Origin of the sequence: Aeromonas sp. CU5, assembly GCF_002586745.1 — a bacterium.
GTDB classification, from domain to species: domain Bacteria; phylum Pseudomonadota; class Gammaproteobacteria; order Enterobacterales; family Aeromonadaceae; genus Aeromonas; species Aeromonas sobria.
Map to the genome: position 1 here is coordinate 4425062 of NZ_CP023817.1, position 15436 is coordinate 4440497.

Here is a 15436-nt window from a genome sequence, read left to right on the forward strand (position 1 = left end):
CAAGGAGGAAACCAATAACAATGGAATTGTTGCAGCAGTCTCTGTTTATCCCTTGTGGCGGCCATCAACTGCATGTGCGCCACATCAAACCCCGGGTCGCCGTCCATGGCGAGCCGATCCTGATGGTGCACGGTGCCATCGAAAATGGCCGGATCTTCTACACAGAGTCGGGCAAGGGGCTGGCCTGCTTTTTGGCCCGCCACGGCTATCAGGTCTATGTGGCTGATTTGCGGGGGCGAGGGCTCAGCACTCCGGCCATCGCCGAGCAGGCGGAGCATGGTCAGCACGAGCTGATCACTGAGGATCTGCCCGCTCTGCACCGCTGGATTGCCGAGCGTCATGGCGGCTTCAAGGTGCACTGGGTAGCCCACTCCTGGGGCGGCGTTATCATGGCGTCGACCCTGGTGCGCTTCCCCGAGCTGGCGGAGCAGGTGGCCAGCTTGCTGTTCTTTGGCACCAAGCGCGGGGTGTCGGTGCACAATCCAGAGCGCTGGCTGAAGGTGGATCTGATCTGGAACCGGCTGGCCCCTTGGCTGGCTCGCCGCCGCGGTTTTTTGGCGGCTCGCAATCTGAAGATCGGTGCCGATGACGAGTCGCTGCGCTATCTGCAGGAGACCATCCCCTGGGTCAAGTGCGGCCCCTGGCAGGATCCTCACGACGGCTTTGCCTATGACGAGGCGGCAGCGCGGGTCAACTGGCCGCCGCTCTGGATGATCTCGGCCAGAGCCGACAAGGTATTGGGTCATCCGACCGATGTGCGCCGTTTCAGCGACGAGATGGGCTCGGCCACGCGCCACACCCGTTTGGGGCGAGATAACGGCAACCGGCTCGATTATGACCACATCAATATGCTGACTGCTCCGCAGGCGCAGGAGGATCACTTCCCCCAAATCCTCGAGTGGCTGTTGGATCCACAGGCCGCATGACAAAAAACAGGGCGCATCATGCGCCCTATTTTGTGCAGAACAAGGCCAGTTTTACGGCTCAGTGATCCCGAGCCGGAACAGGGTGGCCTGAGTGGTGTCGGTCAGCTCGCCAACCCCCACTACACTCCATAGCTCCTCCTCCAGCTTTTTAGCTTTGTGGATGGCAAACTTGGCGATGTAGTCCAGCTCGTTGGCGATGAAGTTGGTATCGGGCCGCCCGGTACGGGAGATGCCGACCAATACCGAGTAGAACTCCCCCTGTCGCTGTGCCAGTTCGATAAACTGACGCTTCTCTTTCGCGCTGACCAGGCTGCTGGCCAGCCGACTGTTGAAGACGGGGAGCCCTGCCTTGGTCTGGATGCTGGCAATATAGACCTCATCCTCTCTCGGCTTGTCCTCCCGTTCGATGGCGCGCAGCGGGTTCATCAGCAACTCTTTGAGCAGCTCCCCCTGAAACAGCGGGTAGAGGTTCTCCTGCTCCGGCAGCTCGGCACAGGCCTGTAGCAACCGCTGCAGACTGCGTGGTTGCAGCGATTTGCCGATGGAGGCTGGTTTGGGCGCACCTTTCAGCTTGTTGACGTAGACCGGCGAGTTGAACAGGTGGTGGGTATAGATGTTACGCAGCGCCCGCGCCAGCCCGCGATAGCGCCGCTGCTCCTGCGCGGCCTTGAGCTTGTTCTGGTTGCTCTCGATCAGCAGGCTGAAGAACTGGCGGCCGGTGTGGCGGTCTGAATCCCCCTCAATACAGAGGTGCAATACGGTGCGGGTCATGTTGATGCTGACCAACCGGTAGGAGAGGTGCTGCAGATCCATGCTCTTGGATAGCTCCTGCAAGCGGGGCAGAGCTATGGTCACCACATCGTTTTTTTCACCGACGAAGGCCTCTTCCAGCTCGATCTGCAGGCCATGGGTCGAGATGTCCCGAGTCCAGCCGAGCCAAGATTTGCCATTATGGTGGATGGCGACTGCGGTCTTGTGGATGTAGCGGGACTCCTTGCGTAGCTGGACATAGTGCAGGGTCTCGATTTCAAACGGCACAGCCCCCTGTTCATGACCAAAACGCTGCAGCTCGTTGGCATTGTTATTGACCGCCTCCTGATGGAACTCCTCACGTTGGGACTCCTGGCTGATATCTTGTATCAAGCCGCAATAGCCGATCTGCTTGAGTCGCTCGAGCAGCAGAATATCTTGCAGCTGCGGGTTATCTTGCCCCTGTAACTGGCTGACATCCGCCTCGACCAGATCGCACGCCTCTAGCGAGAATTTGTAGACGCGCCAGCTGGGACGGCGGGAGCCCACCTGGAAAAAGAGCGCAGTGAGGCCACTCTGGCGAAGCTCCTCAGCGGTGGCCGAGAAGAAGTAGATATGGCTGCGTACCGTGTGGGTAAAGCAGTAGATGATCGTCTCGGTGGTGGTGCCCGGCGCCGGGCACAGTCGCTTCATCCGATCAGCATTGAACAAACCGGCCAGAGCGTCACGGTTCTTCTCGTCCCGCCAGTACTCCAGCAGGTGCTGGTTGTTCTCGGTACGCAGGGCGATCTCCAGGTGAGGGCTGTCACCAGTACCGAAGAACAGCGGCATGCCGGTCATCCGTGGCAGGTAGAACTGCTCGTATCCCTTGATGATGGCGGCAGAGAGCAGGTAATCGACACTGACCCGATAACGGGCCTTGTTGGCTTCTATGAATTCGCCGAGAAAGGCATCAAAGGCTGCGTGCTCGCCTGCGCGTACCAACCGTAGCCAGAACTTTCCGTCTTTACTCTCTTCGCCCAGGATCTGGTAGCCGACCGACTGGTGCAGCACCGGATTGGGGGTGTCTCGCTCCAGCCCGGTGAAGAAGACCTCCACTTGAGCACCGGTATGGTAATTGGGCAGGTAGGGGACAGAGACTCTCATCCCCCCCAGTGAGAGATCGGAACTTTTGGCAAACAGCTTCTCGCCATCCTGCATCTTGATCAGCAGTGGCGAGCTAAAGTGCATCCGCTCCTGACGGCGGCCGTAGTAGCTGGCAAAGGCGATGGTATTGACATCATATTGCCGGAAAGGGCTGGCTGGTGGCGAGAGTTGACCGTCTGCGCGGGTATGATGGCGCTGTTTTTGCCACTGTTGCAGCGCCTCATAGACACCGAGGGTATAGATATCGCGGTAGAGATAGCATTGGGACTGGAACAGGCCGATCGCGTCGGCGGGCATGAAGTGGGTGATGCCATCGAACTCATGCACCTGGCTCTCATCTTCCAGTTCGTCACGCATATCAATGACCCTGCGGCAGGGCGAGCACTTGCGTTTGAGCTCCATCTTGATCAGAAAACGGCTATTGCTGTTCTCTTCATGGGTGATGCGGTGGAAGAGCTCCTCGAAGTCCTTCTCCCGCAACAAGGGGACGAGCTGTTCAATCAGATGTTGCTGGTGTTCTGAATCCATGTGTTCCTGCCACGGAAAGTCATTTTTCCGATTCTGGGTTTGATATGTCGGTCGCAAACAAGTATATCAAGCAGGAATTCATCCTGTCCCCGAGTTATCAATGGCCAAAAATAAAACTGCTTATGTTTGTTCTGAATGTGGTGCCGACTTCACACGCTGGCAGGGTCAGTGTAGCGAGTGCAAGGAGTGGAACACCATTACCGAGGTGCGGCTTGGCTCGGTGACCCCGGCAGGCAAGAGTGCCCGCTACACCGGCTATGCCGGGGCGATTGGGAGTAAGGTTCAAACATTGGCAGAGATCGCCACCACCGAGATCCCCCGCTTTTCCTCCGGTTTCAAGGAGCTGGACCGGGTGCTCGGCGGCGGTGTGGTGCCCGGCTCGGCCATTCTGATCGGCGGCAACCCGGGGGCGGGCAAGTCGACCTTGTTGTTGCAGACCATGTGCGGTCTGGCGGAGCGGATGAAAACCCTCTATGTCACCGGTGAGGAATCCCTCCAGCAGGTTGCGATGCGAGCCAGTCGCCTCGGTCTGCCGACCGACAAGCTGCGGATGCTCTCCGAGACCAGCGTCGAGCAGATCTGCCTGATTGCCCAGCAGGAGCAACCGCAGATCATGGTGATCGACTCCATCCAGGTGATGCATGTGGCGGATGTGCAGTCCTCACCGGGTTCTGTCTCCCAGGTGCGTGAAGCGGCGGCGCTGCTGACCCGCTACGCCAAGCAGAACCATGTGGCCATCTTCATGGTGGGCCATGTGACCAAGGATGGCAGTCTGGCGGGCCCCAAGGTGCTCGAACATTGTATCGACTGCTCGGTGCTGCTCGATGGTGGCCATGACTCCCGTTTTCGGACCCTGCGTTCCCACAAGAACCGCTTCGGCGCGGTCAACGAGCTGGGGGTGTTTGCCATGACCGAGCAGGGAATGCGGGAGGTGAGTAACCCCTCCGCCATCTTCCTCAGCCGGGGTCAGGAGCAGGCGCCCGGTTCCATCGTCATGGTGATCTGGGAGGGAACCCGGCCACTGCTGGTGGAGTTGCAGGCGCTGGTGGACTACTCCCAGCTATCCAACCCGCGTCGGGTGGCAGTGGGAATGGATCACAACCGGCTGGCCATGCTGTTGGCGGTGCTGCACCGCCATGGCGGTCTGCAGATGGCGGATCAGGATGTGTTCATCAACGTGGTCGGCGGGGTCAAGGTCGAGGAGACCAGTGCGGATCTGGCGCTGCTGCTGGCGATGGTTTCCAGCTTCCGGGATCAGGCGCTACCCAAGGATCTGGTGGTGTTCGGCGAGGTGGGGCTTTCCGGTGAAATTCGCCCGGTGCCATCCGGCCAGGAGCGGTTGCAGGAGGCGGCCAAGCACGGTTTCCGTCGCGCCATAGTGCCACACGCCAATGCCCCCAAGCATCCGATCGAGGGGATGGAAGTGGTGCCGGTCAAGAAGTTGTCTGATGCGCTTGAAGCGCTGTAACGGCAGGTGCGAGTATTGAGCGTTGATCAAGTTGGTCAAATAGCATTGCAACAAAAAGAGCGCCGCGGCGCTCTTTTTACCAAAACGTAGCAGCCATCAGGGTTGGCTCTGTTCCAGGTGCTCGCTCAACAGTTGCTCCAACTCGCGGTGCAGCAGCGTTTCATCGCCGACGTTGAGTTCGATCATCCGTTTGAGGTGGGTGGCGCTGTCGATATCGATATGGTGGCAGTAGAAGCCCAGCTTCTTGCTGGCTTCATGGTTAAGCTGAACCTGCATCTTGATCTCGATATCGCTACCGCTCAGGACAAAACTCAGCTGGTACTCCTTGTTGTCACGGCTCTCCCAGTCATCGGGGCGGACCAACAAGGCTCCCTGCAAAGAGACATCGACAAGTTGAGTTTGCCACTTTTTTTCCCCTTGGGTGAGTTCTGACATGGTCAAGTAGAGGATCCGTGCAAAACGGCGGCGCTCAGACATGCTCATCTCCTGTATGCAATATAAGTAAAGACGTTGAGGTCATTACTCTGAGTGTAATCCACCTTGGTTGCCCGTATCTTGAACTTGATCCGAAAATGGGATTCAGGCTTGCTGGGCACTCAAGGATTCCACCACATGTAGCGTCTTTACCAGCCGATCTTCCTGTTTAAAGCGATCTTCCAGTACTGGGCCCAACTCGTTGAGATCATCGTCAAGTAGCAGCAATTGAGCCTCATCGGCATCACTGTACTTGTCATTAAACTCGAGGGCGAATTCGGTGCTGGTACGGATATGGGGGTAAATACGTTTTGCCAGTTCAAGGGTTTCGCCATTGGCTTGCTCGAACGCAGTGACAACATGGTGGTAGATTTCGAAATGACCCGCGCTGACATAGTCGACGAGTCTGTCGCAAAATTGCTGCAGCTGTTCGGTCTTGGGCAGGCTGCGCTGCTTGGTGCGGGCCGGGGTGAGCCCTGCCAGGCGCATGTAATCGACCAGCAAGGCTTGCCTTGCATCCAGCCAATCATCGATTGCTTTGTGTTTACCTGCCAGCGCTTGCTTGGTCTGTTCCAGTTTTGTCAACATAATCCCTCCATGGGACAAAGGCCGGGCGACTGATGTGGCTTCCGAGCCGTTCGAACGGTGACACTGTCTATAACTAGGGAAAATCTGGGCAAGCGTCAATAGGCTGGCCGGGATATTGTTAAGTGACGAAGAAATAGGCGGCAGATTGTTTAATCGTGCTTGCAGGTTTCAGGCATGATGAGGGTTTTTCGCGTGTGGAATGTGACTATTTTCGCAGATCTTGATGAAAACCCCAGCGTTTGGCGTGCACCACTCGATAAAGCCTTTGCCTGAGTGTTTTTTTTTGCATAGAGTGAGCCAGCGCTAAATGCCCGATCATAAAGGAAATGTTATGAACAAAGCTCAACTTGTAGATGCGATTGCCGCCAAAGCAGACCTGAGCAAAGCTCAGGCTAAAGTGGCTCTGGAAGAGATTATCAATGGTATTACCCAGAGCTTGAAAGAAGGTGATGCTGTGCAACTGGTCGGTTTTGGCACCTTCAAGGTCTCCCACCGCGCAGGCCGCACCGGTCGTAACCCGCAAACTGGTCAAGAGATCCAGATTGCTGCGGCCAACGTGCCTTCATTCGTGGCTGGCAAGGCGCTGAAAGACGCCGTCAAGTAAGCCCGAAAGTCTGTTTTGTTCCAATGCCAGTCAGCTTGCTGACTGGCATTGTTTTTATGGGGTTTTCCCATCTTTCCGGTTAGTGCTTCCTGATATTTCTCACTGTTCCGGTTCCTTCTGTCAGCCTTGCTGTGGCTGTGACCTCATGCCGTCTGTGGGATGGTTGGCTGCGGCCAGATCCGCTCATAGGCCCAGGTAAAGGCGATGATGTAGACCAGGTAGAAGGCGACGAAGCCGAGATCCAGCATCAGAGCATCCCACAACCCCAGTTCGAGCCAGAACATGACGCAGGGGAGAGAGAGCATCATAAAGCTCGCTTCATAACCCAAGGCATGGAGAAAACGATCGAGTGGTCGCTTGTTAGTGCGCCCGCACAGTTTGAGCAACCCCTTGTCGAACAACAGGTTCCAGCCGTAGGTCCAGGCGGTGGCGACGATGGAGAAGAAGATGGCCAGTGAACCGACCTCGGCGACGCCCTGACCAAACAGCTGGCTGATAAGTGGGGCAACCATGGCCAGCCCAATGCCTTCGTAGAGAACCAGATAGCGAAGTCGATCCGGGGTGGTGCGCAGTTGGGTACTACTCATGTGATATGCCTCCTGTGGGAGGCGCATTCTAATCAGGGAGTGGTTAAAAGAGAAGCACCCTGGCCGGTCAGAGCATGAGTGGAGGAGCCATCATGGTGGTACTCCCTCTCTGCGGCACTTCTCTTGGTTGCCAGCTCTGAGCTGTTAACTCTGCGATCAGGCGCCGGTTGGCGTGACCCGGGTCAGCATGGCAAAGCCCTCTTCCACCAGATTGAGCTGAACCCTGACTTGGCCGAGCTCGGCCAGGGTGGCGACATGGGTGCCACCACAGGGGATGGTCACCTCTTTCCCTTCCAGCATGCAGTGCCAGTAGCGCGAGTCGATGATCGCCTCGCCAGTGCGGCTGCGGCGGATCTCGCCCCCGGCTGCGATCCAGTCGGCCAGCTGCTGATTGATCTTCTCTTCAATCAGCGTCAGCTCTGCCAGCAGCGCCTCGCTGTTGACCCCCTTCTTGCGCAGGCTTTTGCCGATGCGATACTGCTCTTGGGAGCCCATGGGCTCGACCCGTGAACTCTGGATGGCAAGGCGGTCGAAGTCGGGCTGGCCCAGTGCATCACGCTCACCCACTTCCTTGCGCCAGTAGGGGATGAGTACCCGATTGAGCGCCAGCGCCGCCAGATGGCAGCCAGTGTGACCCAGGCTCAGGGCGTGGCGGGCATCCCTATCTACCTGCAACGTGACAAAGCTGCCGACGGCCAGTGGGTGGTCACCGGTCAGCGGATGCACCACCACGAAGCTCCATCCGTCGGCCCCTCGTTTGACCGGGATCTCGGTGCCCACGAACAGTTCGCCATCCGGGCTGATGGCCCCCATCCGGCAGGGGCCAACGGCTGCTTCGCTACCCTCCCAGCGAGCGTAGCCCACATCCCCCGGCTGATCGGGCCAGAGATGACTCTGCGGATGAAAAGGGGTGAGGTCGGTGACCAGCAGCGTGGTCTCACCGCGCTGGCAGCAGACCACGCTGGCTTGCTCCTGATGATGGCCCAGCACGAAGCTGGCTCGGGTATGTTCCATGGCGAGGCTCCCGCAACGATATGAAGAGAAGGGAAAGGTGGCAGCATACGCCAAAGTGGCAAGGGGCTCATTAACCAGAGTTAATAAGCCCCTCTCTTTGTCATAGCTGGCTTTGTCATAGCCGGGTGCTAGAGCATACCGACCAGCAGGTAGGCGTTGAGGCCAATCACCAGCGCCACGATCAGGCGACCTATGGCCTGGGTGATCGGATGGTTGCGATGTGCTCCCATCAGTACCCGATCGCCGGTCAGCATCAACAGCGGGATGAGGGCCAGCGCGATGCCAAAGCTCAGGATCACCTGACTCAGTACCAGGATCTCGGTGGTATTAAAACCCATGGCGATCACCACAAAGGCGGGGGCCATGGTAATGGCGCGGCGCAGCCAGAGCGGGATGGTAAAACGCACGAACCCTTGCATGATGACCTGGCCAGCGAGCGTTCCCACCACGGTGGAACTGATGCCGGAGGCGACCAGCGAGAGGCCAAACAGAGTGGCTGCTGCCTGGCCCAGCAAAGGTGTCAGGGTCTGGTAGGCGGACTCCAGCTCCGCGACCTGCTGGTGGCCCGAGCTATGGAAGGCGGCCGCTGCCATCGCCATCATCGCCAGATTGACGAAGCCGGCGATGGTCATGGCAATCGCCACATCGATCCGGGTGGAGTGCAGCCGTTGGCTGACCGAGCCCTGATCCTGAGTGTGCTGGGTCAGCGCCGAGTGCAGGTAGATGACGTGGGGCATCACGGTGGCGCCGAGCACACCGGCGGCCAGATAGACGGCATCGCGGTTGGGCAGACCGGGGAAGAGGGCGCCCTCCAGCAGGCTCGGCAGATGGGGGCGAGAGAAGATCAGCTCGACGATGTAGGCCGCCGCGACAAACAGCAGCAGGCCGCCGACCACGAACTCCAGTGGTTTCTGGCCGCGGGATTGCAGCATCAGGATCCCCCAGGTCACTACGGCGGTGATACAGGCTCCCTCCAGCAGGGTGACGCCAAGCAGCAGCTTGAAGCCGACTGCGGCGCCGATAAATTCTGCGAGATCGGTGGCCATGGCGATGATCTCTGCCTGCACCCAGTAGGCCCAGACCGCCGGTTTCGGCAGCCGGTCGCGGATATGCTCCGCCAGATTTTTGCCGGTGACGATGCCGAGCTTGGCTGACAGGGTCTGCACCACCATGGCCATCAGGTTGGCCCACACCACCACCCATAGCAGCTGATAACCGAAGGTGGATCCCGCCTGAATATTGGTGGCAAAGTTGCCCGGATCGATATAACCGATGGCGGCGATAAAGGCAGGCCCAAGTAGAGTCAGTTTGAATTTTCGAGCCGGAATGGCCGTGGTCAGTGCGGGTTGCATGGCATCACCCTCCATAAGGATATGGAGTCAGAATAGATCTAAATGATAATAATTATCAATTGATGTTTTGTATTGCACCCATAGGGAAAAACATCTGTTGCGGCCAGTTGCAGTGAGGGATGTGATTTCGTACAATATGCCGCCCTAGAAAAGCAGCGACTAAACACCACTATGTTCCTTGCCTCCGAGGTCTGGCTGCACCTGGGCGGAGGCTGAATTAATCCGTAAGGAGCTAAAATGCGTCATTACGAAATCGTCTTCATGGTTCATCCGGACCAGAGCGAGCAAGTACCAGGCATGATCGAGCGTTACACCGGCGCTATCACCACCTCCGGTGGCACCATTCATCGCATGGAAGATTGGGGCCGTCGTCAGTTGGCTTACCCGATCGACAAACTGCACAAAGCCCACTACGTTCTGATGAACGTAGAAGCAGAGCAAGCCGTTATCGATGAGCTGGAAACCAACTTCCGCTTCAACGATGCCGTTATCCGCAACATGATCATGCGCACCAAGCACGCTGTGACTGAAGTCTCTCCGATGGCCAAGGCCAAGGAAGAGCGTTTCGTCCGTCGTGACGACGAGCGCCGTGAAGAAGCTACTGAAGCTGCTTCCGAAGAGTAATTCTGGATCACTGAATAGAGGATAAAGGCCATGGCACGTTATTTCCGTCGTCGTAAGTTCTGCCGCTTCACTGCCGAGAACGTTACCGAGATCGACTACAAAGATATCGTTACTCTGAAAAACTACGTCACTGAATCTGGCAAGATCGTACCGAGCCGTATCACCGGTACTCGCGCCAAGTATCAGCGTCAGCTGGCACGCGCCATCAAGCGTGCTCGTTACCTGGCTCTGCTGCCGTACACCGATCTGCACAACAAGTAAGAATCGGTCCGGCACTTAAGCCTAACTCAACTTCTCTAGAGGAAAGGTAATGCAAGTTATCCTGCTCGACAAAATCGCCAAACTGGGCGGTCTGGGTGATCAAGTCGCTGTTAAAGCTGGCTACGCCCGTAACTATCTGATCCCGCAAGGCAAAGCCGTTATGGCTACCAAGGCCAACATCGAGACTTTCGATGCTCGCCGTGCTGAACTGGAAGCCAAGCTGGCTGCCGGTAAAGCTGCCGCTGAAGAGCGCGCTGCCAAGCTGGGTGAACTGGCTGCTGTTGTTATCGCCTCCAAATCTGGCGACGAAGGCAAGCTGTTCGGTTCCATCGGTACCCGTGACGTGGCTGATGCCATCACTGCTGCCGGCGTTGCTGTTGCCAAGAGCGAGGTCCGCATGGGCAACGTTCTGCGTAACACCGGCGAGTACGAAGTTGTTGTTCAGCTGCACGCTGACGTTAAAGCAACCGTACAGATCCAGGTTGTTGCTCTGTAATAGCGATTCGCTGCTGCAGATAAAACCCGCGCACTTGCGCGGGTTTTTTATTTTGGGGCCCGGGGGTAGAGTGAAGGTCTGTTCCGTTGGAGGAGATCCTTATGGCTGCCTGGGTTGAAGGTCGGGTCATTGAGCGTATCGAGTGGACGCCTACCCTGTTTTCCCTGCGTGTAGCGGCAGAGCTTGCCCCCTACCAAGCAGGTCAATTTACCAAGCTGGCCCTTGAGCAGGGCGAGCGGCGCATTCAGCGCGCCTACTCCTTCGTCAATCCCCCCTCTGCGCCATACCACGAGTTCTATCTGGTCGAGATCCCGAGCGGCGAGCTGACCCCTTCTCTCGGTTCGCTGCAAGCGGGCGATACCCTGCTGGTGCAGTCGCTGGCGACTGGCTTTCTGACGCTGGATGAGGTGCCAGCCGGGCGCGATCTCTGGCTGCTCTCGACCGGTACCGCCATTGGCCCCTTTCTCTCTATGTTGGCTGATGGTGAGGCGTTTGAGCGTTTCGAGAATCTGGTGCTGGTACACGGGGTGCGCAAAGGCGAAGAACTTAGTTATCAGCCACTTATCGCCAGCTTTGCCGAGCAATATGGCGAGCGCTTTCGCTACGTGCCTTTCGTCAGTCGCGAGCCGTGGCAGGACGCGATGGCAGGGCGGATCCCGGCGGCCATCGCCAACGGTCAGCTGCAGGAGCGGGTGGGGCTGGATTTTTCACCCGAGCTGAGTCAGGTGCTGATCTGCGGCAACCCGGAGATGGTGAAAGAGACCCAGCAGACCTTGCTGGCGCTGGGGTTAGCCAAAAACCTACGCCGGGCGCCGGGCAATATCAGTGCGGAGAATTACTGGTAACAACAGCTGGTAACAACAGGAGCGCAGGGGCTGCTGGCCCCTGCAGAATGAGGATGAGGAGAAGGGGAGCATCAGTTCTTCTTGCCGTTGTTCTTGTTCTTATCCTTGTGTTTGTCGTGACCTTGCCCCGGGTTATTGCCGCTGTGGATACTGCGGTTGTAGTGATCCCGGTACTTGCCATCCATCTTGTCGCAGTTGAGTTTGAGCCGGCTGTCACCGATGCCGAGATCCAGGCAGTTGTTTTGCCACCAGTCGTACTCTTTGTCATCCCAGTTGAGGTTGACCTTGATGTCATCGCCGGAGATACGGATACCATCACCGTTTTTGGCTGGGGGGGCAGCAACGGCGGCTCCGTGCACGATAAACAGCGAGATCAACAGCAAGCTGCGGTTGATGGTGGGGCGGGGTGTGAGTAGTTTCATGAAAGAGTTCTCCTGTGAATTACTGGCCACCCTGCTGGCTGGCTGGGGCCTGATTGGTACTGGGTGGCTGGTTGCGGTTCTCTTCATCTTCCAGATTGAATCGTGTTGTTTTGCAATCAGAGGGGACGCTGTCGCCCACACCCAAATCGAGGCAGTCACTCTGTGACCAGCCGAACTGCTTGTCATCCCAGTCCAGATTAAATTTGATCTGGTCGATCGAGAGTTCAGAACCTTGGGATTCCTGGGATTGTGGCGCCGCGATGGTCGCGCTGCTTGCGAGCAGCAGGGACAGTATCATAGTGGTTGTTCTGTTCATGATGGCCTCGAATAATTGCAACTGCGGGTCAGTGTACGCCGGTCGGGCTGAACCCGAGCGGAACCGTACATAACCTCACCATATGATTAGGTCTGTCGGTGATTGTACCGGTTTTCTGCTGCCGATTTGTCCGTTTTGGTCGCACTCTGGGCAGCTGGTTGTCAATCTGAAGGAATTCAGTCATTTGCCCTTCTCTGTGCGAGTCTGGCGACTATAATCGGCAGCCAACTTTTCCTGCACAGCACACCCCTTCATCATGACCACACAGGACTCCTCCGCACTGCGCTACCCCAAGGGGTGGTTTGCTCTGACGACGGTATACAGTTTCACCGGGCTGGCCATTCTGGCCTCCATCATCTTCTCCCTGCTGCTGTTCCTCTCCATCGATGACAACCCGCTGATGAAGTGGCTGTTTGGCGGGCTGGCCATCATCTTCGAACTGGGCAAATTTTACGTCTGGTACGAGTACGGTGAGCGCAAGGCGCGGCGGGATCTGGGCGGTGCTTTCTGGTCGCTGCTGTTCTACAGCGTGCTGGCGGCCATCTCCATCGGCGGCAGTATCGGTGGCATCAACAGTGCCACCAACACGGTACTGAGCCAGCAGGCGCGCCACGAGCGGGAGCTTGCCCGTTTCGATGAGCAGATCGCCAGCATCGAGCGGCAGATCCAGCTCAACGAGGAGGCAGCCCGCAAATACATCGAGCTGGAGCGTATCTCCAGCGGCGTCTCCTCCCTGCAGCACGCCAACACCAAGCTGCGCTTGCAGCAGGATGAGCTGCGCCAGCAGCGCGATGCCAAACCGGTCAACGAACAATCCTCCATGTTGGGGCTGATGAGCAGCCTGGCGGACGGGGTGGGGATGAGCATCAGTCAGGTGCAGTTCCTGCTGGTCTGCTTCCTCTCGGTGCTGCTCGATGTGTTCGGTGCCTTCTTCGTCAGCCTGATCGGCGAGGAGAATCGCTTTCGCCGGATGTGGCGCTGGCAGCAGGATCAAGCCCGTCTTGAGGCGCAGGAAGCGCTGGCGGCTCAGCCCGAGCCGATGATGTCCCCCGAGCCAGCACCCGAGATGCTGGCGCAGGTGCGCGGTGCGCTGGAGAGTGGTGAGCTCAAGTGCAGCAAGCGCTCGGTGGCGCAGGCGCTGTCACTCTCGCTGGAGGAGGTGGATCGGGTGTTCCACCATCTGTTGTCGCAAGGGGTGCTGGGGCAGGGGGGCAATCGCCACTACTACCTCAATCCGGCGCTGGAGCAGCAACCCGGATAATGAGAAGGCCACCGGAATGCGGTGGCCTTTTGCTTTATCGAGTGGCTGTGGCACTCAGTGAGTCAGCACCATCATCAGGCTGAGGAAAGCGGCCAGTCCGCCACCGATGCCGATGATCCAGTAAAACCCCTTGGCCCCCTTTTTGAGGGGAATGCGGAAGTAGAGCAAAAATGCCAACCACCCCAGCGCCAGCAACAGAGGAATAAGAAACATTCGAGCCATGGTGTCCTCACTGTTATTCTGTTGACCCTTGATCAATCAACAGGATGGATTGTGCAATGACGCAACTACAGATTACCGCATTCGGTGACCCCTCGGTACTCAAGCTCAACCCTTCCCTCGATAAGGTGCCTGCCGATGGCGAAGTGCGGGTGCGCATCTGCTTTGCGGGGGTCAATCCCATTGATGCCAAGACCCGTGCCGGCCTCGGCTGGGCGGCGGCCCAGAACAAGGACAAGCTGCCCTGGACGCCGGGCTATGACGTCTCCGGCGTGGTGGAGAAGCTGGGCCCCGGTGTGACCTCGCTGGTCGAAGGGGATCGGGTGTGCGGTATGGTCGGTTTTCCCCTGAGCGCCGGTGGCTACGGGGAGTCTGTGGTGGCAAGCGAAAGCGAGCTGGTCAAGCTCGACGGGGTGAGCCTCCAGCAGGGGGCGGCGCTGCCGCTGGCCGGTCTCACCGCCTGGCAGGGATTGCTTGAGCATGGCGCCCTCCAGAGTGGTCAGCGGGTATTGATCCTCGCCGGTGCCGGTGGCGTCGGCCATCTGGCGGTGCAGTTTGCCAGTGCCTATGGCGCCGAAGTGGTGGTCACCGCCAGCCAGGATAACCATGGCTTCCTGCATGGGCTGGGGGCGCGCTGGATGGTGGATTACCACGACGCGAACTGGCCAGTAGAGGTGGTGGCAGAGGCCGGTCAGGTCGATCTGGTGCTGGATCTGGTGGGCGGCGAGAGCGGCAAGGCGGCGCTGGCCTGCGTCAAGTCGGGTGGCCGTCTGGTGACGGTGCCCACCATCACCGCCCAGCTGATCCAGGATGCGGGTGCCGCGGCGGGTATCGAGGTGGTCGGCATGCTGGTGCATCCAGACCAGCAGCAGTTGGGCCAGATGTTGATGCTGCTGCGTCAGGGGGAGGTGAAGGTCACCCTCGCCGGTGAGTTCGCTCTGGCTGAGGGGGCGCTGGCCCATCAGGCCATCGAAGGGGGCCATGTGCGCGGCAAGCTGCTGCTGCGGATGGCTGCGGCCGACGGCTATCCCGGATGAGCGAGATGATGGAGATGGGGCATGGTGTGGTTGTTGCTGAGCGCCTCGTTTTCTTGCCTGTGTGGTGGGGACGCGCATCATGAATGAGTTGATGGAAATGGGGCTGGGGTGGCTGTTTCTGAGCGCCTTCACCTCCGCCACCCTGCTGCCCGGCAGCTCCGAAGTGCTGCTGGGGGCCATGGCGGCCAAAGGGGAGTGGAGCATGACGAGCCTGTTGCTGTGGGCCACACTCGGTAATACCCTCGGCTCCATGACCACCTGGTGGTTCGGCTGGCTTGCCACCTTCAAAAAGAAACCGGAAGATTTTCAAGGCCGTGGGGAACAAAAAGCCTTAGGCTGGCTCAAACAACATGGTCACTGGTGTCTGCTGCTTGCCTGGACGCCAGTGGTCGGTGATGGTCTCTGTCTGCTGGCCGGTTGGCTGCGCCTCTCCTTCTGGCGCTCTCTCATCCTGATCGGGCTCGGCAAATTGTTCCGTTATGCCCTGGTTTTTCTGCTGGCCAGTCACATTTTCTAGC

At 58.4% G+C, this 15436-nt stretch carries 19 protein-coding genes; 10 read left to right on the plus strand and 9 right to left on the minus strand.

The genetic code is table 11. From position 1 onward, the window contains the following. Nucleotides 1–20 precede the first annotated feature (20 nt). Nucleotides 21–926: an alpha/beta fold hydrolase gene (locus tag CK911_RS20090; protein ID WP_098972199.1), complete on the plus strand. Its 906-nt coding sequence runs from the start codon at nucleotides 21–23 to the stop codon at nucleotides 924–926. A gap of 51 nt (nucleotides 927–977) precedes the next feature. Here CK911_RS20090 and CK911_RS20095 read toward each other — a convergent pair whose 3' ends face one another. Next, nucleotides 978–3350: a PilZ domain-containing protein gene (locus CK911_RS20095; protein ID WP_098972201.1), complete on the minus strand. Its 2373-nt coding sequence runs from the start codon at nucleotides 3348–3350 to the stop codon at nucleotides 978–980. 100 nt (nucleotides 3351–3450) lie between these two features. Here CK911_RS20095 and radA point away from each other — a divergent pair, with 100 nt between their 5' ends. Then, entirely contained in the window at nucleotides 3451–4818 is a 1368-nt protein-coding gene (gene radA / locus CK911_RS20100; protein WP_068977410.1) for a DNA repair protein RadA, read from the plus strand. Between the two features lie 96 nt (nucleotides 4819–4914). Here the strand turns inward: radA and CK911_RS20105 are convergent, their stop codons facing one another. Together CK911_RS20105 and CK911_RS20110 are read right to left on the minus strand one after the other, a co-directional pair. After that, nucleotides 4915–5295 carry a PilZ domain-containing protein gene (locus CK911_RS20105; RefSeq protein WP_042024345.1) on the minus strand — a complete coding sequence of 127 codons (381 nt, stop codon included), beginning with the start codon at nucleotides 5293–5295 and terminating at the stop codon, nucleotides 4915–4917. A gap of 102 nt (nucleotides 5296–5397) precedes the next feature. Next, nucleotides 5398–5880, minus strand: a complete 483-nt coding sequence (locus CK911_RS20110) for an Rsd/AlgQ family anti-sigma factor (protein ID WP_042024348.1) — start codon at nucleotides 5878–5880, stop codon at nucleotides 5398–5400. A 331-nt stretch (nucleotides 5881–6211) separates the two neighbouring features. Here CK911_RS20110 and hupA point away from each other — a divergent pair, with 331 nt between their 5' ends. After that, nucleotides 6212–6484 (plus strand): nucleoid-associated protein HU-alpha, encoded by a 273-nt coding sequence (hupA, locus tag CK911_RS20115; RefSeq protein WP_042024350.1) that lies wholly within the window; start codon nucleotides 6212–6214, stop codon nucleotides 6482–6484. Nucleotides 6485–6627: 143 nt separating this feature from the next. On the opposite strand, the gene CK911_RS20120 is transcribed toward hupA, so the two are convergent. From CK911_RS20120 to CK911_RS20130, 3 genes are all read right to left on the minus strand, one after another. Next, nucleotides 6628–7071 (minus strand): PACE efflux transporter, encoded by a 444-nt coding sequence (locus CK911_RS20120; RefSeq protein ID WP_098972204.1) that lies wholly within the window; start codon nucleotides 7069–7071, stop codon nucleotides 6628–6630. A 156-nt stretch (nucleotides 7072–7227) separates the two neighbouring features. Beyond that, nucleotides 7228–8085, minus strand: a complete 858-nt coding sequence (locus CK911_RS20125; RefSeq protein ID WP_098972206.1) for a hypothetical protein — start codon at nucleotides 8083–8085, stop codon at nucleotides 7228–7230. Nucleotides 8086–8213: 128 nt separating this feature from the next. After that, nucleotides 8214–9437: an Nramp family divalent metal transporter gene (locus CK911_RS20130; protein ID WP_172954070.1), complete on the minus strand. Its 1224-nt coding sequence runs from the start codon at nucleotides 9435–9437 to the stop codon at nucleotides 8214–8216. A 237-nt stretch (nucleotides 9438–9674) separates the two neighbouring features. On the opposite strand from CK911_RS20130, the gene rpsF reads away from it, so the two are divergent. The 4 genes from rpsF to CK911_RS20150 all read left to right on the plus strand — a co-directional run bounded on the left by rpsF (nucleotide 9675) and on the right by CK911_RS20150 (nucleotide 11663). Next, nucleotides 9675–10061, plus strand: a complete 387-nt coding sequence (gene rpsF / locus CK911_RS20135; RefSeq protein WP_042024358.1) for a 30S ribosomal protein S6 — start codon at nucleotides 9675–9677, stop codon at nucleotides 10059–10061. 30 nt (nucleotides 10062–10091) lie between these two features. Further along, entirely contained in the window at nucleotides 10092–10322 is a 231-nt protein-coding gene (gene rpsR, locus CK911_RS20140; RefSeq protein WP_005313392.1) for a 30S ribosomal protein S18, read from the plus strand. Nucleotides 10323–10371: 49 nt separating this feature from the next. Next, nucleotides 10372–10818 (plus strand): 50S ribosomal protein L9, encoded by a 447-nt coding sequence (gene rplI / locus CK911_RS20145; protein ID WP_042011812.1) that lies wholly within the window; start codon nucleotides 10372–10374, stop codon nucleotides 10816–10818. Between the two features lie 101 nt (nucleotides 10819–10919). After that, nucleotides 10920–11663 carry a ferredoxin--NADP reductase gene (locus CK911_RS20150; RefSeq protein ID WP_098972209.1) on the plus strand — a complete coding sequence of 248 codons (744 nt, stop codon included), beginning with the start codon at nucleotides 10920–10922 and terminating at the stop codon, nucleotides 11661–11663. Between the two features lie 71 nt (nucleotides 11664–11734). On the opposite strand, the gene CK911_RS20155 is transcribed toward CK911_RS20150, so the two are convergent. Both CK911_RS20155 and CK911_RS20160 read right to left on the minus strand, forming a co-directional pair. Beyond that, the gene (locus tag CK911_RS20155) at nucleotides 11735–12085 is read right to left on the minus strand and encodes a hypothetical protein (RefSeq protein WP_042024361.1); all 351 of its coding nucleotides are present in this window, start codon (nucleotides 12083–12085) and stop codon (nucleotides 11735–11737) included. A gap of 19 nt (nucleotides 12086–12104) precedes the next feature. Continuing rightward, a complete protein-coding gene (locus CK911_RS20160) occupies nucleotides 12105–12383 on the minus strand; it encodes a hypothetical protein (RefSeq protein WP_098972210.1) in 279 nt (92 codons plus the stop codon). Between the two features lie 274 nt (nucleotides 12384–12657). Between CK911_RS20160 and CK911_RS20165 the strand changes: the two genes are divergently transcribed. Next, nucleotides 12658–13662 (plus strand): Preprotein translocase subunit SecY, encoded by a 1005-nt coding sequence (locus CK911_RS20165; RefSeq protein WP_098972211.1) that lies wholly within the window; start codon nucleotides 12658–12660, stop codon nucleotides 13660–13662. Between the two features lie 54 nt (nucleotides 13663–13716). On the opposite strand, the gene CK911_RS20170 is transcribed toward CK911_RS20165, so the two are convergent. After that, nucleotides 13717–13884, minus strand: a complete 168-nt coding sequence (locus CK911_RS20170; protein ID WP_162511886.1) for a hypothetical protein — start codon at nucleotides 13882–13884, stop codon at nucleotides 13717–13719. Nucleotides 13885–13940: 56 nt separating this feature from the next. Between CK911_RS20170 and CK911_RS20175 the strand changes: the two genes are divergently transcribed. Next, on the plus strand, nucleotides 13941–14918 hold the full coding sequence (locus tag CK911_RS20175; protein WP_172954072.1) for an NADP-dependent oxidoreductase: 978 nt from the start codon (nucleotides 13941–13943) through the stop codon (nucleotides 14916–14918). A 79-nt stretch (nucleotides 14919–14997) separates the two neighbouring features. Beyond that, a complete protein-coding gene (locus tag CK911_RS20180) occupies nucleotides 14998–15435 on the plus strand; it encodes a YqaA family protein (RefSeq protein WP_098972214.1) in 438 nt (145 codons plus the stop codon). Nucleotide 15436: the final 1 nt, after the last annotated feature.